Annotated in this window: 16 protein-coding genes and 1 pseudogene; 6 read left to right on the top strand and 11 right to left on the bottom strand. The window is 60.6% G+C overall.

Going from position 1 to position 17,761, the window contains the following annotated elements; all coding sequences use genetic code 11:
* Window positions 1-10: 10 nt before the first annotated feature.
* Window positions 11-139: a hypothetical protein gene (locus QLG12_RS13035; RefSeq protein ID WP_256576142.1), complete on the bottom strand. Its 129-nt coding sequence runs from the start codon at window positions 137-139 to the stop codon at window positions 11-13.
* A gap of 82 nt (window positions 140-221) precedes the next feature.
* Between QLG12_RS13035 and QLG12_RS13030 the strand changes: the two genes are divergently transcribed.
* The gene (locus QLG12_RS13030) at window positions 222-482 is read left to right on the top strand and encodes a hypothetical protein (protein ID WP_197867437.1); all 261 of its coding nucleotides are present in this window, start codon (window positions 222-224) and stop codon (window positions 480-482) included.
* Between the two features lie 29 nt (window positions 483-511).
* On the opposite strand, the gene QLG12_RS13025 is transcribed toward QLG12_RS13030, so the two are convergent.
* A complete protein-coding gene (locus QLG12_RS13025; protein ID WP_282474645.1) occupies window positions 512-1,921 on the bottom strand; it encodes a heavy metal sensor histidine kinase in 1,410 nt (469 codons plus the stop codon).
* The gene (locus QLG12_RS13020) at window positions 1,918-2,592 is read right to left on the bottom strand and encodes a heavy metal response regulator transcription factor (protein ID WP_197867441.1); all 675 of its coding nucleotides are present in this window, start codon (window positions 2,590-2,592) and stop codon (window positions 1,918-1,920) included. Before QLG12_RS13020 ends, QLG12_RS13025 begins: the two co-directional genes overlap by 4 nt.
* 408 nt (window positions 2,593-3,000) lie before the next feature.
* Between QLG12_RS13020 and QLG12_RS13015 the strand changes: the two genes are divergently transcribed.
* The 5 genes from QLG12_RS13015 to QLG12_RS12995 all read left to right on the top strand — a co-directional run bounded on the left by QLG12_RS13015 (window position 3,001) and on the right by QLG12_RS12995 (window position 9,405).
* The gene (locus QLG12_RS13015; RefSeq protein WP_197867443.1) at window positions 3,001-4,248 is read left to right on the top strand and encodes a TolC family protein; all 1,248 of its coding nucleotides are present in this window, start codon (window positions 3,001-3,003) and stop codon (window positions 4,246-4,248) included.
* A 49-nt stretch (window positions 4,249-4,297) separates the two neighbouring features.
* Window positions 4,298-5,491: an efflux RND transporter periplasmic adaptor subunit gene (locus QLG12_RS13010; RefSeq protein WP_282474644.1), complete on the top strand. Its 1,194-nt coding sequence runs from the start codon at window positions 4,298-4,300 to the stop codon at window positions 5,489-5,491.
* Between the two features lie 15 nt (window positions 5,492-5,506).
* Entirely contained in the window at window positions 5,507-8,659 is a 3,153-nt protein-coding gene (locus QLG12_RS13005; protein ID WP_282474643.1) for a CusA/CzcA family heavy metal efflux RND transporter, read from the top strand.
* A 134-nt stretch (window positions 8,660-8,793) separates the two neighbouring features.
* Window positions 8,794-8,994, top strand: a complete 201-nt coding sequence (locus QLG12_RS13000; protein ID WP_236194362.1) for a co-regulatory protein PtrA N-terminal domain-containing protein — start codon at window positions 8,794-8,796, stop codon at window positions 8,992-8,994.
* A 78-nt stretch (window positions 8,995-9,072) separates the two neighbouring features.
* Window positions 9,073-9,405, top strand: a complete 333-nt coding sequence (locus QLG12_RS12995; protein ID WP_282474642.1) for a DUF2790 domain-containing protein — start codon at window positions 9,073-9,075, stop codon at window positions 9,403-9,405.
* Window positions 9,406-9,555: 150 nt separating this feature from the next.
* Here the strand turns inward: QLG12_RS12995 and QLG12_RS12990 are convergent, their stop codons facing one another.
* The 8 genes and pseudogenes from QLG12_RS12990 to nuoI all read right to left on the bottom strand — a co-directional run bounded on the left by QLG12_RS12990 (window position 9,556) and on the right by nuoI (window position 17,758).
* A complete protein-coding gene (locus tag QLG12_RS12990) occupies window positions 9,556-10,899 on the bottom strand; it encodes an OprD family porin (protein WP_282474641.1) in 1,344 nt (447 codons plus the stop codon).
* Window positions 10,900-11,219: 320 nt separating this feature from the next.
* Window positions 11,220-11,300: pseudogene (locus QLG12_RS28690) on the bottom strand (transcriptional regulator); the annotation flags it as partial.
* 194 nt (window positions 11,301-11,494) lie between these two features.
* The gene (nuoN, locus tag QLG12_RS12980; protein ID WP_011334964.1) at window positions 11,495-12,958 is read right to left on the bottom strand and encodes an NADH-quinone oxidoreductase subunit NuoN; all 1,464 of its coding nucleotides are present in this window, start codon (window positions 12,956-12,958) and stop codon (window positions 11,495-11,497) included.
* Window positions 12,959-12,965: 7 nt separating this feature from the next.
* Window positions 12,966-14,498 (bottom strand): NADH-quinone oxidoreductase subunit M, encoded by a 1,533-nt coding sequence (gene nuoM / locus QLG12_RS12975; RefSeq protein WP_011334963.1) that lies wholly within the window; start codon window positions 14,496-14,498, stop codon window positions 12,966-12,968.
* A 39-nt stretch (window positions 14,499-14,537) separates the two neighbouring features.
* Window positions 14,538-16,391, bottom strand: a complete 1,854-nt coding sequence (gene nuoL / locus QLG12_RS12970) for an NADH-quinone oxidoreductase subunit L (RefSeq protein ID WP_282474639.1) — start codon at window positions 16,389-16,391, stop codon at window positions 14,538-14,540.
* On the bottom strand, window positions 16,388-16,696 hold the full coding sequence (nuoK, locus tag QLG12_RS12965; RefSeq protein WP_003180046.1) for an NADH-quinone oxidoreductase subunit NuoK: 309 nt from the start codon (window positions 16,694-16,696) through the stop codon (window positions 16,388-16,390). The genes nuoL and nuoK overlap by 4 nt, the downstream gene beginning before the upstream one ends.
* Before the next feature lie 3 nt (window positions 16,697-16,699).
* Complete coding sequence (nuoJ, locus tag QLG12_RS12960; RefSeq protein ID WP_085690004.1) at window positions 16,700-17,200, bottom strand: NADH-quinone oxidoreductase subunit J; 501 nt, start codon at window positions 17,198-17,200, stop codon at window positions 16,700-16,702.
* Between the two features lie 9 nt (window positions 17,201-17,209).
* Complete coding sequence (gene nuoI, locus QLG12_RS12955; RefSeq protein ID WP_011334960.1) at window positions 17,210-17,758, bottom strand: NADH-quinone oxidoreductase subunit NuoI; 549 nt, start codon at window positions 17,756-17,758, stop codon at window positions 17,210-17,212.
* Window positions 17,759-17,761 lie beyond the last annotated feature (3 nt).

Below are 17,761 nucleotides of genomic sequence, written 5' to 3'. Positions count from 1 at the left end.
GCGGGGTCTGTCACTCGGCGTTGAGTTCCGCCCGTTCTTCTTCGGTCAGTTGCAGGGCTTCGATCTGCTCTGCCGAGGGCGCTTCCTGCTCTTCAAGTTCATCGATCTGGTTGGCGTTCCAGCTGCCCATGTAGCCCATGATGTTGCTCCTTGGTTGTCGTTTGGGAGTGCTGTGGCAAGCACGAGCCGAATCTAAAAGGGCGGTGGCGGCGGGGTCAAAAATGTCCAGACGTTTCCAGTCGTGGCTTTCAGCGGTATCGAAATACGTACTGATAAAGCGTGAATTGACGCCGCGAGGACGTATTTCTGAGGGGCAGCACTGCGTTAAAACCGGCGAGCCACGCGAAAGGAATCAGCGGCTTGAGGCGTTCCGTCTTTTGCCGCTGTCAGAGATTTCAGCGCAGGGGCGACGCAAATTCGTGCTGAAGGATTTACGGGGATGGATGCAGCACTTGTGCGGCGATTTTTCCCATGAGGTTTGAGAAAACACCGCACAAATCGGCTTGAAGGTTCAGTGCCGTTCCGGGTGCGTCACGGGAAACACCAGACTGAATATCGTCATCGCTCCCGGTCGGCTTTGAACCTGCGCGGACCCCTGATGCAGGGTCATGATCGAGTGCACGATGGCCAGTCCCAGACCGGTACTGCCCTGTGACCGGGTGCGGCTGCTGTCGACCCGGTAAAAACGGTCGAACAGATACGGCAGGTGCTGCGCTTCGATGCCTGTGCCGGGATTGCTCACCCGCAGCGCCACCTCGTTCGGCGCCTGTTCGATGAACAGCGAAACGGTCTTGCCGCACGGGCAGTGGCGCAGGGCATTGGACAGCAGATTGGAAATCGCTCGCTGAATCATCAGCCGGTCCCCCGACACCTGCGCGCTGCCGATGATCTTCAGATCGATCTGTTTGTCCTGTGCCGTCAGGGAAAACAGATCCGCCACCCTGGACGCCTCTTCCTCCAGCGCAATCGGTTCGAACGAGGCGTGCGCCGCAGGCTGGCTGGCCTGGGCCAGGAACAGCATGTCCGAGACAATCCGCGCTACCCGCTCCAGCTCTTCGGTGCAGGACACCAGAACGTTGGTGTATTCCTCGACCGAGCGCTCCCGCGACAGCGTCACCTGGGCCTTGCCCATCAGGTTGTTGATCGGCGTGCGCAGCTCGTGGGCCAGATCATCGGAGAACTGCGACAACTGCTGCACGCCGCTGTCCAGTCGATCGAGCATGACGTTGATGCCCTGCGCCAGTTCGCTGAGTTCCTGGGGCATGTTCAGCACCGACAGGCGATGGTCGAGATCCTGCGTCGTCACTCGCGCCGCCACTTTGCGAAATTCCCGCAACGGTGCCAACCCTCGCTGCACGGCGCCCCAAGCGGTCAGGCCGATGAACACCAGCAGCAACGGCAAAGCCATCAACGTCGAGCGCAAATAAGCACTGAGCAAGGCCTGATCGTGGGCGTTATCCATCGACAGCAGCACCGGTACGCTGCTGCCGTCCTTGAGGCGAATCAGCTTGGAGACGGTGAGAAACTTCGCACCTTCGGCATCGGCGCTGTCGGTGTGGGTCAACTGATCGGTCGTCGCCCGTACCGCCTTTAACTCAACCCGTGGATCGGTCAGGCCCGAACCGGACTTGAGCAGCGGGGTGCGCAGGTTGTTCAGGTCATAAATACTCAGGGTCAGGTTGTCATGCCCCATGACCTGATCGAGCAGAATGTGCGGTTTGGCGCTGATCTCACCGGTGTCGGCGTACAGCGTCAGGCTGTGCTCGACCTGTTCCAGCTTCTTTTCCAGGCTGTCGCGCGATAGCGCGTTCAGCTCATGGGTCAGGGCGAAATAGGCGAGGATCGCCAGAAACACCACCAGCAGGGCGCCGAGAATGCTGACCGTCAGACCCAGCCGCAGCGACAGGCTCGCCGGTTTCATTCCCGCGCCTCCAGCACATAGCCGACGCCGCGCAGGGTGTGGATCAGTTTGCTGTCGAACGGGTCGTCGATCTTCGCCCGCAAGCGGCGGATCGAGACCTCGACCACGTTGGTGTCGCAGTCGAAATTCATGTCCCACACCAGCGAGATGATCTGGGTACGGGTCAGCACTTCGCCGGACTGGCGCATCAGCAAGTGCAGCAGGGCGAACTCCTTGGTGGTCAGGTCGATGCGCTGGTTGCCACGAAACGCCCGGTGACGGCCCGGATCGAGTTCCAGATCGGCGACCTTGAGCACCTGTGGCACCGGGATATTTTCACTGCGCCGCATCAACGTGCGCACGCGCGCCAGCAATTCCGGGAACTCGAACGGCTTGACCAGATAATCATCGGCGCCCAGATCCAGACCCCGGATCTTGTCCGCCAGCCGCCCGCGTGCGGTGAGCATCATCACCCGGGTGGAGTGAGTGCGACGCAGTTGTTCCAGCACGCTCCAGCCGTCGAGTTCCGGCAGGTTTACATCAAGGATGATCAGGTCATAAACCTGTTGTTGCGCCAGGTGCAAACCATCCGCGCCATTGATCGCGTGATCAACGATATAACCACTTTCGGTCAGGCCCTGATGCAAGTATTCGGCAGCTTTAAGCTCGTCCTCGACGACAAGGATTCGCATGATGTTTCACCACTTTTAATGAATGGGTATTTAACTAAGAGAGTCTGGAAGTTGCAGTTTTTACAGGGACTTCCTGACGGACTTTGGAACTGAGTGGCGTGCACGGTAAAGGCTGTAGTGGCTACAGAGTCAACGCCTGAGCGCTTTAAATCGGCCATCCGCGACAGCCTGCCGCAGGGGAATGGCACATTTTTCACAACTTCCATTTCGGCAAGTGCTGTCCGGCAGATAACTAACGTGCATTTGTTTCTATGTATTGCAGCAACGCCATTCGAACTTCGAATCCTAGAGCAAAACAACTTCGATAAACCGTGGATAACGGATTTGTAATGTTCACGTCACCTTGTCGATAAGTTCAAAACCCTACCGTGGCGCCATCAACGATTCTTGATTGAAGGAAGCCTTCCATTGCCCGGTTTAATTGAACTGACGGCGCGATCACGCCTGAAAAAAACCGCCAGCGGCCTCTTGTTGCTGGCCTGCACAGGCTTTGCCAGTGCATCGACTTTGACGCTGGATCAGGCGCTGCAAACCGCTTTCGCCGGCAACCCGGAGCTGGCCGCCGCGCAGTGGGAAATCGGCATTGCCGAAGGCGACCGCAAACAGGCCGGGCTGATCCCCAACCCCGAGGTGTCGTGGGAGGCCGAAGACACCCGGCGTGAATCACGCACCACCACGGTGATGCTCAGCCAGCCGATCGAGCTGGGCGGCAAGCGTGGCGCGCGGATTGATGTGGCGAGTCGTGCGCAGGACGCCGCCGGCATCGAGCTGGAGCGCAAGCGCAACGCATTGCGCGCCGACGTGCTTCAAGCGTTCAACGGTGCGCAGACCGCGCAGCAACGGTTGCAACTGGCCCGGCAGTCGCTGCAACTCGCCGAGCACGGTTTGCGTGTGGCTCAGGGGCGGATCGAGGCGGGCAAGTCGTCGCCAGTGGAAGGCACGCGGGCGCAAGTGCAGCTCTCGGAGGTGCGCCTGGAATTGAGCCGCGCCGAGCGCGATCAGGCCAATGCGTACCAGCAGTTGGCCCAGGTCATGGGCGCACCGTTGTCGACGTCGACCACGGTGCAAGCCGCTGCTCAAACCCTGTCCAGCGTACCGCCGCCCACCCGTTTGCTTGAACGTCTGAACGAAACAGCGGAGCTGCGGCTGGCCAGGTTGCAGATCGACCAGCGCGAGGCGTCGCTGGGGCTGGAAAAGTCCCAGCGGATTCCCGATCTCACCGTCAGCATCGGCAGCCAGTACAGCGAAACCGAGCGCGAGCGGGTCAACGTGGTCGGGCTGTCGATGCCGATTCCGTTGTTCAACCGCAACCAGGGCAACGTGCTGGCGGCGGCGCGGCGTACCGATCAGGCGCGGGACCTGCGCAACGCCACCGAACTGCGCTTGCGCACGGAAATCCAGACCACGCTGGCGCAATGGCAGACCGCCAACGGCGAAATCCAGGCGTTCGACCGGACCATTCTGCCCGCCGCACAAAGTGCGGTGGACAGCGCCACTCGCGGTTTCGAAATGGGCAAGTTCGGCTTCCTCGACGTGCTCGATGCCCAGCGCACATTGATCGCCGCTCGCAGCCAATACATCCAGGCGGTGAGCGAGGCGACCGACGCCCGGGTCCGCATCGAACGCATCTTCGGCGACCTCAGCGCCAACCCTTGAATTTCAACGTTCTGATTACTGCGCGATGGTTTGGCGCAGAGGAGTTTCCATGGACAAAAAACTGATCGTGGTCGCTGCGGCGACCTTGGCGCTGGGCATTGGCCTCGGCGCGATGTGGAGCGGCAATGCGTCTGTCGATGCGCATGCCGATGAAGCGGCGGAGCACGCCGACCATGCCGAAGAAGGCGCCGCCGCTGACGGCGGGCACGACGAAGAAGGGCACATCGAACTGACGGCCGAGCAGATCGCGGCGGCGGGGATTCAACTGGCCGCCGCCCAGGCGCAGAGCTTCAGCCTCGGTCTGTCGTTCCCCGGCGAAGTGCGCTTCGATGAAGACCGCACCGCGCATGTGGTGCCGCGTGTGCCGGGCGTGGTCGAGTCAGTTTCGGTCAACCTCGGACAGTCGGTGAAGAAAGGCCAGTTGCTGGCCGTGATCGCCAGTCAGCAGATCTCCGATCAGCGCAGCGAGCAGGCAGCCGCGCAACGCCGTCTCGCCCTGGCCCGCACGACGTTCGAGCGCGAGAGGAAACTGTGGCAGGACAGGATCTCCGCCGAGCAGGATTTTCTCCAGGCGCGCCAGGCTCTGGAAGAAGCCGAGATTGCGGTGAGCAACGCCCGGCAAAAGATCAGCGTGCTCAGTGGCAGCGTGGTTGCCACTGGCGGTAATCGTTATGAACTGCGGGCACCGTTCGATGGCGTGGTGGTGGAAAAACACCTGACGCCTGGCGAAGTGGTCGACGAAACCACGGCAGCGTTCACGCTCTCGGATTTGTCGCGGGTGTGGGTCACGTTCGGTGTGTCACCGAAAGACTTGAACAAGGTGCAAGTGGGCAAACCCGTCACCGTCAGTGCGGCGGAGTTGAACGCCGAAGTCAGCGGCACCGTGGCTTACGTCGGCAGCCTGCTCGGCGAACAGACCCGCACCGCGACCGTGCGCGTCACCCTGGAAAACCCGCAAGGCTCATGGCGCCCGGGCCTGTTTGTCACCGCGCTGGTCGCCACCGACAGCCGCCAGGCCAAAGTCGCCGTACCGGAAACCGCAGTCCAGACCGTCGAGAACAAGCCCACGGTGTTTGTGCGCACCGACGACGGCTTCAAGGCGCAAGTCGTGGAGCTGGGCAGTCGCGCGGCAGGCCAGGTGGAAGTCATCGCCGGACTGGAACCGGGCGCGCAAGTCGCCAGTGCCGGCAGCTTCGTCCTCAAATCGGAGCTGGGCAAAGCCTCGGCCGAGCACAGTCATTAATCGCGGAAGACTCCCATGTTCGAACGCTTGATCCAGTTTGCCATCGAGCAGCGCATCATCGTGCTGCTCGCCGTTCTGCTCATGGCCGGCCTCGGCATCGCCAGTTATCAGAAACTGCCGATCGACGCCGTGCCCGATATCACCAACGTCCAGGTGCAGATCAACACCGGCGCGGCCGGGTTCTCGCCGCTGGAAACCGAGCAGCGCATTACGTTCCCGATTGAAACCGCGATGGCCGGCCTGCCCGCGCTGGAGCAAACCCGCTCGCTCTCGCGCTCGGGCTTGTCCCAGGTCACGGTAATCTTCAAGGACGGCACCGATCTGTTCTTTGCCCGGCAATTGGTCAACGAACGATTGCAGTCCGCCAAGGAGCAGTTGCCCGAAGGTGTGGAGGCGGTGATGGGGCCGATCTCCACCGGGCTCGGCGAGATCTTTTTGTGGACGGTCGAGACCAGGGAGGGCGCGCTGAAGGACGACGGTACGCCCTACACGCCGACCGACTTGCGGGTGATTCAGGACTGGATCATCAAGCCGCAACTGCGCAACGTTCCCGGCGTGGCCGAGATCAACACCATCGGCGGTTTTGCCAAGGAATATCAGATCGCGCCCGATCCGAAAAAACTCGCGGCCTACAAACTGACCCTCACCGATCTGGTGACGGCGCTGGAGCGCAACAACGCCAACGTCGGCGCAGGGTACATCGAGCGCAGCGGCGAGCAATTGTTGATTCGCGCACCGGGCCAGGTAGCGAGCACAGAGGACATCGCCAACATCGTCATGGCCAATGTCGACGGCACGCCGATCCGGATCAAGAATGTCGCCACCGTGGACATCGGCCGCGAACTGCGCAGCGGCGCCGCCACGGAAAACGGCCGTGAAGTGGTGCTGGGTACGGTATTCATGCTGATCGGTGAAAACAGTCGCACGGTTTCCCAGGCCGTCGCCGCCAAGCTCGAACAGATCAACAAGTCCTTGCCCAATGGCGTGATCGCGGTGCCGGTATACGACCGCACGCATCTGGTCGACAAAGCCATCGCCACGGTAAAGAAGAACCTCGTCGAAGGCGCGATTCTGGTGATCGCAATCCTGTTTCTGTTCCTCGGGAATATCCGCGCGGCGTTGATTACGGCGATGGTGATTCCGCTGTCGATGCTGTTCACCTTCACCGGGATGTTCAGCAACAAGGTCAGCGCCAACCTGATGAGCCTCGGCGCGCTGGACTTCGGCATCATCGTCGACGGCGCGGTGGTGATCGTCGAAAACACCCTGCGACGACTGGCCCATGCGCAGCAGCGTCACGGACGGCTGTTGACGCGATCCGAGCGTTTCCATGAAGTGTTTGCGGCGGCAAAAGAGGCGCGGCGACCGCTGATTTTCGGTCAGTTGATCATCATGGTCGTGTACCTGCCGATCTTCGCCCTGAGCGGCGTCGAGGGGAAAATGTTCCACCCGATGGCGTTCACCGTAGTCATCGCGTTGCTCGGCGCCATGCTGTTGTCCGTGACTTTTGTGCCGGCGGCGATTGCGCTGTTCGTGACCGGCAAGGTCAAGGAAGAAGAGGGCGCGGTGATGCGCGGCGCGCGTCGCGTTTATGCGCCGGCGCTGGACTGGGTGCTGTCCCATCGGACGATGGCGGTCGGCGCGGCGTTGGGGGTGATTGTGCTCAGTGGCGTGGTCACCAGTCGCATGGGCAGCGAGTTTGTGCCGAGTCTCAGCGAAGGCGATTTTGCCTTGCAGGCACTGCGCGTACCGGGCACCAGCCTGACGCAGTCGGTGGATATGCAGCAGCGGCTGGAAACGTTGATCCTGAATAAAGTGCCGGAAGTCGAGCGCGTGTTCGCCCGCACCGGTACTGCGGAAATCGCCTCTGACCCGATGCCGCCGAACATCTCCGACAGCTACGTGATGCTCAAACCCAAAGACCAGTGGCCGGACCCGGGCAAGTCCCGCGAAACCCTGATGGCAGAGCTACAACAAGCCGCCGCAACGCTGCCGGGCAGCAACTATGAACTGTCGCAGCCGATCCAGTTGCGCTTCAACGAGCTGATCTCCGGCGTGCGCAGCGACGTGGCGGTCAAGGTGTTCGGTGATGACATGGACGTGCTCAACGCCACGGCGGCGAAGATTGCCGTCGCGATGCAGAAGGTCAACGGCGCGTCCGAGGTCAAGGTCGAGCAAACCACCGGTCTGCCGGTGCTGACCATCAATATCGATCGCGACAAGGCCGCGCGTTACGGGCTCAACGTCGGCGATGTGCAGGACACCATTGCGGTGGCCGTCGGCGGACAGAAGGCCGGGACGCTGTACGAAGGTGATCGTCGATTCGACATGGTGGTGCGCTTGTCCGACGCCATGCGCAAGGACATCGACGGGTTGTCGGCACTGTTGATTCCGGTGCCGGCGGCGGGTGGTGATTCAGCCAGTCAGATCGGTTTCATTGCGCTGAAGGACGTCGCCAGCCTCGATCTGGTGCTGGGGCCGAATCAGGTCAGCCGCGAAAACGGCAAACGCCTGGTGATCGTCAGCGCCAACGTGCGCGGGCGCGACATCGGTTCTTTTGTAGCCGAGGCGGGCGCAGCGATCGAACGTGAGGTGCAGGTGCCGGCGGGTTACTGGACCACCTGGGGCGGGCAGTTCGAGCAGTTGCAATCGGCGGCCAGGCGCTTGCAGATCGTGGTGCCGGTGGCGTTGCTGCTGGTGTTCGGGTTGCTGTTCATGATGTTCAACAACCTCAAGGACGGCTTGCTGGTGTTCACCGGGATTCCGTTTGCGCTGACCGGCGGGGTCATGGCGTTGTGGCTGCGGGATATTCCGCTGTCGATCTCGGCGGGTGTCGGGTTTATCGCGTTGTCCGGTGTGGCGGTGCTCAACGGGTTGGTGATGATCGCGTTCATTCGCAACTTGCGGGAGGAGGGGCGTTCGCTTGCCGAGGCGATTCACGAAGGTGCGCTGACGCGATTGCGCCCGGTGCTGATGACGGCGTTGGTGGCGTCCCTGGGCTTCATTCCGATGGCCCTGGCGACCGGCACCGGTGCCGAGGTGCAGCGCCCGCTGGCGACGGTGGTGATTGGCGGGATCCTGTCCTCGACCATTCTTACGTTGCTGATTCTGCCGGCGTTGTATCAGCTGGCGCATCGTCGGGATGAGGAATTGCCCACGGCTGCCTAGTCATTTTTTGGTTTAACAAAAGGCCCGCCAATGCGGGCCTTTCTACATAACGGATATGTAATTTCGGCGCCACCGTCACGAAAGGTTCGGATTGTTACCTTGATCCCGTCAGTGACTTGAATGAGGAATCAACGATGAAACTTGCACAGATTGGCGCGTTTGCCGTGGCTCTGATGATGTCTTCCCTGGTGTTGGCCGAAGGTGGTGGTGACCGTACTTTCGACCGAATGATGACCGCCAGCGACCGCTCCATGGAGCTGTTTGTGGCCAAGGAGAAGGCCCGCGATCCTGTCGTCGTGAATGATAAAAAGGATGAGAAGACCCAAGACCTGTAAGCGTGCTGCCAGTGAATGAGCCCGTCATCGCGCATCGATGGTGGGCTTTTTTATGAGTTTGTTTTGAAGGAGATGGATATGAAGCTTCTCAAGTGGATGGCGTTCACCGGTGTCATGGCAATGTCCTTGAATGCGCTGGCCGAAGGCGGTGGCGACAGAACGTTCGATCGGGCGCTCAGCGCCAATGCAAAAGCCATGGAGCAATACGCGGCCAGGCAGGGCAAAGCGGCGCCGGTGGTCAAGGAATACGAGTACGGAATGAAGCTGGATGTGAAGAAGGTGGTCAGCGTTGTCCGGCCAAAGAGTGAGTGCGCTGTGGTGCCGGCTGCGATGACTTATGAGGACTCCAAAGGGCAGCTCAATACGGTCACTTACAACGTGATGGGGAATTGCCGTCAGCAGGGTGGCTGACGCTAATCCCGGCTGAAGCGCCCGGTTCATGTGCAGTGAGTCGGGCTTTTTTTCGGGCGTAAAAAAGGCGCCCCGAAGGACGCCAAAGGATTCACCTCTTACCAAAGGAGCAAGGAGCTTCTAAAGGTGAATGTGTATTGCTCGTTAAACTCAGAGAATCGCCAGCGGGTATTCGACGATCACCCGCACTTCATCCAGATCCGATTCGAACGCGGTGGCGCGGGTAGTGGCCTGGCGCAGACGTAGCGACAGGTCTTTCATCGAACCGCTTTGCACCACGTATTTGACTTCGATGTCACGCTCCCAGCGCTTCTGGTCGGTCAGCGGATTGCCTTCGGCATCGCGGCGCATGTACACGGCGTTGGCGTTGGAGTAATCGGCGTCGGTGCCACGTGCGTAACGGGTCATGAACGACAGGCCCGGCATGCCGTAAGTGGTCATGTCGAGGTCGTAGCGCACCATCCACGAACGCTCTTTCGGCGAGTTGAAGTCGCTGTACTGGATGGAGTTGTCGAGGAAGATCGAGTCGGACTGGCGCAGATAATCGAAGTCGTCGTTGCCGTTGTTGCGCTGGTGGGAGAGGGCGACGGAGTGGGCGCCGAGCTTCACGCCGACCCGGCCACTCCAGATGTTGTTGTCGAACTGGCCGAGCAATTGTTTGCCTTCGTCGACGGCCTTGTAATAGTTCAGGCCACCGAACAGTGACAGGTCATCCGACAGCGGATACGTCCAGGCAGTGCCGGCGTAGTACTGGTTCCAGGCATCTTTCAGGCGGCTGGAGTACAGGCTGAAACTCAGGTTTTTGTTCAGCGCATAATCGCCGCCGCCATAGGCAATCCAGGGCGAGTTGACCGGGCCGGCATAGAAGGTCGCGAAGTTCTCGCGCATGTCGCTGGATACCGGTTGGCTCATCGCATGCAAGCGGCCGCCCTGGATCGACAGACCTTCGATGCTGGTGTTGGTCGCCGTCACACCGCGAAAGCTTTCCGGCAGCAATCGCGAATCGCCTGCCGCGACCACCGGGTTGGCCGGGAACACATCACCGACTTTCACCACCGTACCGAAGGCCCGCACTTTGGCGGCGCCACCGACCTTGGTGTATTCGTCCCGTGCTTCACCGTCGCTGTTGACCGGCAACACATCGAAGGAACTGCGACCACCGTTGCGGCCGTCGCCGGTGTCGAGCTTCAGACCGATCATCGCAAACGCATCCACCCCGACCCCGACGGTGCCCTGGGTGAAACCGGATTCGAACTTGCTGATGACCGCATGGGCCCAGGCCTCGGAATAACCATTGCCGGTGGGACTGGACTTGCCGGTGGGACTGGACTGGCCGTTGCGGTGATCACGATTGAAATAGAAGTTGCGGTTGAGTACCGACAGGCTGCTGCCTTCGATAAACCCTTCGGGTTTTTCTTCTGCAAACACCGTGGACGGCCCGGCGCCGACAACCACTGCCAGAGCGGCCATCGACATTTTTGTGTTGTTAACCATCAATCACTCCTTGGGTTCGGCAGAGCGGGAACGAGCTTCGGCGTGGGTTTTATTGTTCGACGGGCAAGGGGCCGTCGGCAGGGTCGCCGGGTGACATCGTTGCAGGCTGCGGATAACGCGGAGGTGATTGGGGAATTACAATTTCGTTAGGTGGGTGGAGTCGCAACTCACACACAGGGTGGGTCTGATTGTTCCATGTATGCAGATGTCCGTTTCTACCGTTCGAAGCTATCCAGCACGTCTTCTGGCAGAGAGGTATCGATGTCTTTGGGAAGTGTGAGTTTGCCCTTCATGGTTCCGATCCGTTGGGCGCGCGTTTTTTTCAAGGTGACTTTGTCTTTGCGTTCATCGGCTAACGCCTCGAGGCCGTCCATCAACTCTGAAAAAATATCTCGCTTCATGGTTCATGTATCTCCACTTGATGGGTGACTTTCGAATTTAACGGCATAGGCCAACCGTGTGATGTCAGCCGTTGCTAATCGTTTTGAAGGCAAATTCCTTGAAAAGGAGAGGGCGTTGAAAATGAAAATCCCACGAAAACAAAAACGGCACCCGAAGGTGCCGTTTCTGTTTGTAGCCAACTATCGCTGAGCGATCAGCCCGCCAGGCCCGATTGCTGAACCAGGGTCAGCAGCGGTTGCGGGTAGACGCCGAGGAAGAACGCAACCACAGCGATTGCCAGCAGCATCACGCCGCCTGCTTTCTGTTCCCAGTGCAGTTGGGCGTCATGGCGGCGCAGGTTTGGTTCGATCAGGTACAGGGTGACCATCACGCGCAGGTAGTAGAACACGCCGATGGCGCTGCCCAGTACCAGGGAACCGACCAGCCACCATTGGTGCGACTCGACACCGGTAGCGATGATGTAGAACTTGCCGATGAAGCCTGCGGTCAGCGGGATACCGGCCAGGGACAGCATCATCACGGTCAGTACGGCGGTCAGGTACGGACGGCGCCAGAACAGGCCGCGGTACTCGTACAGCGCGTCTGCGTCACGGCCGTTGTACGGCGAGGACATCAGGGTGATCACGCCGAAGGCGCCGAGGCTGGTGATCACGTAGGTGACCAGGTACACGCCGATGGCTTCCACCGCCAGACCCTTGCTCGCCACCAGTGCGATCAGCAGGTAGCCGAAGTGCGCGATGGACGAGTAACCGAGCAGACGCTTGAGGTTGCTCTGGGTCAGGGCCAGCAGGTTACCGAACAGGATCGAGGCGATGGCGATGATGGTCAGCACGTTGCTCAGAACGCCACTGCTTGCAGCAGGGGAGATCTGGAACAGACGAACCATGACCGCGAACACAGCTACTTTCGAAGCGGTGGCGAGGAACGCGGCCACCGGTGCCGGAGCACCTTCGTACACGTCCGGCGTCCACAGGTGGAACGGTACCAGCGACAGCTTGAACGCCAGACCGATCAGCATCATGCCCAGGCCCAGTTGCGCCAGCGAGCTTGGCAGGCCGGTCGCGGCCAGGGCCTGACCGATACCGACGAAGCTCAGCGAACCCGAGTCGGCGTACAGCAGCGCCATACCGAACAGCAGGAACGCGGAACCGGCGGCCGACAGCACCATGTACTTGATGCCGGCTTCCAGCGAACGCTTGTTGAAGAAGGCGTAGGCCACCAGACCGTAGACCGGCACCGACAGCAGCTCCAGACCGATGAACAAGCCGGCCAGGTGCTGCGCGCTGACCAGAACCAGGCCACCGGCGGCGGCCATCAGGATCAGCAGGTACAGTTCTTCACGGTTGCCCGGGTAACCCGAACCGCCATCGCCGAGGTAGGCGTGGGCGAGGGTGACACAGGCGAGGGTGGCGACCAGGATCAGCGCCATGTACAGGCAGGCAAAGGTGTCGATCTGCAGCAATGGGGTCACGGCCAGAGGCGCGACTTTCAGGGCCGGCAGGATCGACAGCAAGGCCAGGTTCAGACCGGCCACCGAAATCAGGAAGGTCTGCGAGTGGTTGCGGCGCCAGGCGATTGCCAGCATCACCACGATAATGGTGAGGCTGGTGATCAACAGTGGCGCAAGCGCAATAAAGTGTTGAATCGTGAATTCCATAGCGCTCTTACCGGGCCGAAGCGAGTTGAGTGAAGGCGGTGCCGAGCCACTGCTGCACGCCATGCATCGTGGCGGCGGAAGTGTCGAGGAACGGTTGCGGGTAGACGCCGAGGTAAATCAGCAGTACCGCAAGGCCCAGCACCATGATCAGTTCGCGACCGTCCATGCCGTGCAGGATCGAATCCGATTTCGACGGACCGAAGTAAGCGCGGTGGATCATAATCAGCGAGTAGACCGAACCGAACACCAGACCGGAGGTGGCAATCGCGGTGATCCATGGTGCGCTGGCGAACGTACCGATCAGGATCAGGAACTCGCCGACGAAGTTACCGGTGCCCGGCAGACCCAGAGAAGCGGCTGCGAAGAACAGGCTGATCGCCGGCAGGTAAGCGATGCGCGACCACAGACCGCCCATCTCACGCATGTCACGAGTATGCAGACGCTCGTACAGCTGACCGCTGAGGATAAACAGTGCAGCGGCCGACAGACCGTGCGCCAGCATCTGGATCACTGCACCTTGCAGGGCCAGTTGGCTGCCGGAGTAGATGCCGATCAGTACGAAGCCCATGTGGGAAACGGACGAGAAGGCGATCAGACGCTTGATGTCGGTTTGAGCGAACGCCAGGAACGCACCGTAGAAGATCCCGATCAGACCGAGGGTCATGGCGATCGGCGCGAACTCGGCCGAGGCGTTCGGGAACAGCGGCAGGGCGAAACGCAGCAGACCGTAGGCCGCGGTTTTCAGCAAGATACCGGCGAGGTCGACGGAACCTGCAGTCGGCGCCTGGGCGTGAGCGTCAGGCAGCCAGGAGTGGAACGGAACCACTGGCAGCTTGACCGCGAAGGCGATGAAGAAGCCGAGCATCAGAATGTACTCGGTGGTCATCGACATCTTGGTCTTCAACAGGTCGGCGTAGTTGAAGGTGATCACGCCAGTGCTGTTGTAGTTGACCAGCACCAGACCGAGGATCGCCACCAGCATGATCAGGCCGGAAGCCTGAGTGAAGATGAAGAACTTGGTCGCCGCGTAGATCCGGGTTTTCTTGCCGTCCGAAGAACTGTGACCCCAGAGCGCGATGAGGAAGTACATCGGCACCAGCATCATTTCCCAGAAGAAGAAGAACATGAACAGGTCGAGGGCGAGGAACACGCCGACAACGCCGCCCAGGATCCACATCAGGTTCAGGTGGAAGAAGCCGACGTGACGCTGGATCTCTTTCCACGAGCAGAGTACCGACAGGATACCCAGCAGGCCGGTCAGCAGGATCATCAGCAGCGACAGGCCGTCGAGGGCCAGGTGCACGTTGATGCCGAAGCGCTGGATCCAGACGTGCTTGAACTCAAGCGCCCAGGTCGGATCGGCGCCAGGCGCCGGTGCAAATGAATAGTCACCGTGGGCCCACAGCCAGAGGCCGAGGGCGAGTTCCAGGGTCATGGTCAACAGCGCAATCCAGCGGGGGAGGGTGGCGCCGAAGCGCTCACCCAGCCAGCACAGCAGGCCGCCGATGAAGGGGATCAGGATTAGCCAAGGCAGAATCATGACGGGCTCGTTTCCTTTCGCAAATTCGCAAGGTTCATATCAGACCGCTACCAGCACGACAGCGCCGATGACCAACACGGCACCAGCAGCCATCGAAGCAGCGTACCAACGCAGTTGACCGGTTTCGGTACGGCTCAGGGCGGTGTGACCACCCTTGGCCATGCGCGGGATCAGACCGATGGTCTGGTCGAGCGGGTCTTTGCGCAGCATGTGGCTGATCGCAAGGTACGGCTTCACGAACAGTTTGTCGTAGATCCAGTCGAAGCCCCAGGCAGCGAACCACCAGGCCGAAAGGAGACGGCCGATGCCGCTGTTGGCGATCGCGGTCACGAAGCGACGCTTGCCGAGGAACAGCAGGGCCGCCAGCAGGATACCGGCCAGGGCGATGGCACCCGAGGCGATTTCCAGACTGTGCTTGGCTTCGCCACCGGCATGGCCAACGCTCTCGGGCAGTACGCCGTGCAGCGGTGGAACGATCATGGCGCCGACGAAGGTCGACAGCACGATCAGCACCGACAGCGGCAGCCAGTGAGCGATGCCGTGACCGGCGTGGGCTTCGGTCTTGGCTTCACCGTGGAACGCGATGAAGATCAGGCGGAAGGTGTACAGCGACGTCATGAATGCGCCGACCAGACCTGCGTAAAGCAGACCGTGGTTACCGCTGGCGAACGCTTCCCAGAGGATTTCGTCCTTGGAGTAGAAACCGGCGGTCACCAGCGGCAGGGCGGCCAGAGCGGCACCACCGACGATGAAGCTGGCGTAGGCCAGCGGCAGTTTCTTCCACAGGCCGCCCATCTTGAAGATGTTCTGCTCGTGGTGGCAGGCAACGATCACCGCACCGGAGGCAAGGAACAGCAGGGCCTTGAAGAAGGCGTGGGTCATCAGGTGGAAGATCGCGCCTTCCCAGGCGCCAACGCCCAGCGCCAGGAACATGTAGCCGATCTGGCTCATGGTCGAGTAGGCGAGGATACGTTTGATGTCGGTTTGCACCAGTGCGGCGAAACCGGCCAGCACAAGGGTCACACCACCGACGATTCCCACGAGATGCAGAATGTCCGGGGCCAGGGCGAACAGACCGTGGGTACGGGCGATCAGGTAAACGCCAGCGGTCACCATGGTTGCGGCGTGGATCAGTGCCGAAACCGGGGTAGGGCCGGCCATCGCGTCCGCAAGCCAGGTTTGCAGCGGCAGTTGAGCCGATTTGCCGACCGCACCACCCAACAGCATCAGGGTCGCCAGCACGATCCAGAAATCGCCGACCTTGAAGTGCTCAGGCGCCTTCACCAGCAGTTCCTGGACGTTCAGCGTGCCCAGTTGCTGGAACAGGATGAACAGGCCGATTGCCATGAACACGTCGCCGATACGGGTGACGATGAAGGCTTTCAGTGCGGCGTTACCGTTGTTGCGGTTGCTGTAGTAGAAACCGATCAACAGGTACGAGCACAGGCCCACGCCTTCCCAACCGAAGTAGATGAACAGCAGGTTATCGCCCAGGATCAGGAACAGCATGCTGGCGATAAACAGGTTGGTGTAGGCGAAGAAGCGCGAGTAACCGGCTTCACCGCGCATGTACCAGGAGGCGAACAGGTGGATCAGGAAACCCACGCCGACCACCACACCGAGCATGGTCACGGACAGACCATCCAGGTACAGGGCGAAGTTCGGCTGGAAGCCTTCCACCGAGATCCATTTCCACAGTACGTGGACGTATACGCCACCTTCCGGTGGAGCGACGTTGAACTGCCAGATCACGTAGGCCGCGACGATGGCAGACAGGCCGATGGAGCCGACACCGATCAGCGCCGACAGGTTTTCCGAGAAGCGGCCGCGGGAGAACGACAGCAACAGGAACCCGATCAGAGGGAATACGAAAGTCAGAAAGAGTAGGTTCATCCGCGCATCTCACTGGCAGCGTCGATATCGAGCGTGTGGAAGCGGCGATACAGTTGCAGCAGGATCGCCAGGCCAATACTGGCTTCGGCGGCTGCAAGGCTGATCACCAGGATGAACATGATCTGTCCATCCGGTTGCGCCCAGCGGGCGCCCGCGACGATGAAAGCCAGTGCAGAGGCGTTCATCATCACTTCCAGACTCATCAACACGAACAAAATGTTGCGGCGGACCATCAGGCCGACCAGACCAAGGCAGAACAGGATGCCGGCAACGGCCAATCCATGCTCGAGAGGGATAGCAGGCATGTCTTACTCCTTCGCCTCGTTACGGCCCAAATGGAACGCCGTGACGGCTGCCGCGAGCAGCAGCATCGAGGCGAGTTCGACCACCAGCAGATACGGACCGAACAGGCTGATGCCCACGGCTTTCGCGTCCACGGTGGTTTGACCGATGGCCTGACCGCTCTGGTGAGCGAACAGCACATACAGCAGTTCGGCCAGCAGCAGGGCGGCGAGAATCACCGGTCCTGCCCAAATGCCGGGCTTGAGCCAGGTGCGCTCCTGCTGAACCGAGGCCGGGCCCAGGTTCAGCATCATCACCACGAACACGAACAGCACCATGATGGCGCCGGCGTAGGCGATCACTTCCAGCACGCCGGCGAACGGCGCGCCGAGGGCGAAGAAGGTCATGGCCACGGAGATCAGCGAAATGATCAGGTAGAGCAGGGCGTGCACAGGATTGGTGTTGGTGACCACACGCAGTGTGGACACAACAGCGATACCCGATGCGAAATAGAAAGCGAATTCCATCGTTCTTCCTTAAGGCAGCAAGCTCTTCACGTTGATCGGCTCGGCTTCGTTTTGTGCGGCGCCTTTCGGCTTGCCCGCAACGGCCATACCTGCAACACGATAGAAGTTGTAATCAGGGTTTTTGCCGGGGCCGGAGATCAAAAGATCTTCTTTCTCGTACACCAGGTCCTGACGTTTGAACTCGGCCATCTCGAAATCCGGGGTCAGCTGGATCGCGGTGGTCGGGCAGGCTTCCTCGCAGAGACCGCAGAAAATGCAGCGCGAGAAGTTGATACGGAAGAAGTCCGGGTACCAGCGACCGTCTTCGGTTTCAGCTTTCTGCAGCGAGATGCAACCCACCGGGCACGCCACGGCGCACAGGTTGCAGGCTACGCAGCGTTCTTCGCCGTCGGGGTCGCGGGTCAGGACGATGCGGCCACGGTAGCGTGGCGGCAGGTAGACCTGCTCTTCCGGGTATTGCAGGGTGTCGCGCTTGCGAAAGCCATGGCCGAAGACCATGACCAGGCTGCGCAACTGGGTACCGGTACCCTTAACGATGTCGCCAATATATTTGAACATGGG

Origin of the sequence: Pseudomonas sp. V88_4 (genome assembly GCF_029967985.1) — a bacterium.
Lineage (GTDB): Bacteria > Pseudomonadota > Gammaproteobacteria > Pseudomonadales > Pseudomonadaceae > Aquipseudomonas > Aquipseudomonas glycinae.
The sequence above is the reverse complement of the archived record's forward strand: the minus strand, read 5'-3'. Positions and strand labels throughout refer to the sequence as shown.

Bases quoted from the DNA above. Each gene is read 5' to 3' on its own strand.
- nuoI (WP_011334960.1), bottom strand. From the start codon at position 17,758: ATGTTCAAATATATTGGCGACATCGTTAAGGGTACCGGTACCCAGTTG.
- QLG12_RS12995 (WP_282474642.1), top strand. From the start codon at position 9,073: ATGAAGCTTCTCAAGTGGATGGCGTTCACCGGTGTCATGGCAATGTCC.
- QLG12_RS13025 (WP_282474645.1), bottom strand. From the start codon at position 1,921: ATGAAACCGGCGAGCCTGTCGCTGCGGCTGGGTCTGACGGTCAGCATT.
- nuoK (WP_003180046.1), bottom strand. From the start codon at position 16,696: ATGCCTGCTATCCCTCTCGAGCATGGATTGGCCGTTGCCGGCATCCTG.
- QLG12_RS13005 (WP_282474643.1), top strand. From the start codon at position 5,507: ATGTTCGAACGCTTGATCCAGTTTGCCATCGAGCAGCGCATCATCGTG.
- QLG12_RS13020 (WP_197867441.1), bottom strand. From the start codon at position 2,592: ATGCGAATCCTTGTCGTCGAGGACGAGCTTAAAGCTGCCGAATACTTG.
- QLG12_RS13030 (WP_197867437.1), top strand. From the start codon at position 222: ATGTCCAGACGTTTCCAGTCGTGGCTTTCAGCGGTATCGAAATACGTA.
- nuoM (WP_011334963.1), bottom strand. From the start codon at position 14,498: ATGATTCTGCCTTGGCTAATCCTGATCCCCTTCATCGGCGGCCTGCTG.
- QLG12_RS13000 (WP_236194362.1), top strand. From the start codon at position 8,794: ATGAAACTTGCACAGATTGGCGCGTTTGCCGTGGCTCTGATGATGTCT.
- QLG12_RS12990 (WP_282474641.1), bottom strand. From the start codon at position 10,899: ATGGTTAACAACACAAAAATGTCGATGGCCGCTCTGGCAGTGGTTGTC.
- nuoN (WP_011334964.1), bottom strand. From the start codon at position 12,958: ATGGAATTCACGATTCAACACTTTATTGCGCTTGCGCCACTGTTGATC.
- nuoL (WP_282474639.1), bottom strand. From the start codon at position 16,391: ATGAACCTACTCTTTCTGACTTTCGTATTCCCTCTGATCGGGTTCCTG.
- QLG12_RS13035 (WP_256576142.1), bottom strand. From the start codon at position 139: ATGGGCTACATGGGCAGCTGGAACGCCAACCAGATCGATGAACTTGAA.
- QLG12_RS13010 (WP_282474644.1), top strand. From the start codon at position 4,298: ATGGACAAAAAACTGATCGTGGTCGCTGCGGCGACCTTGGCGCTGGGC.
- nuoJ (WP_085690004.1), bottom strand. From the start codon at position 17,200: ATGGAATTCGCTTTCTATTTCGCATCGGGTATCGCTGTTGTGTCCACA.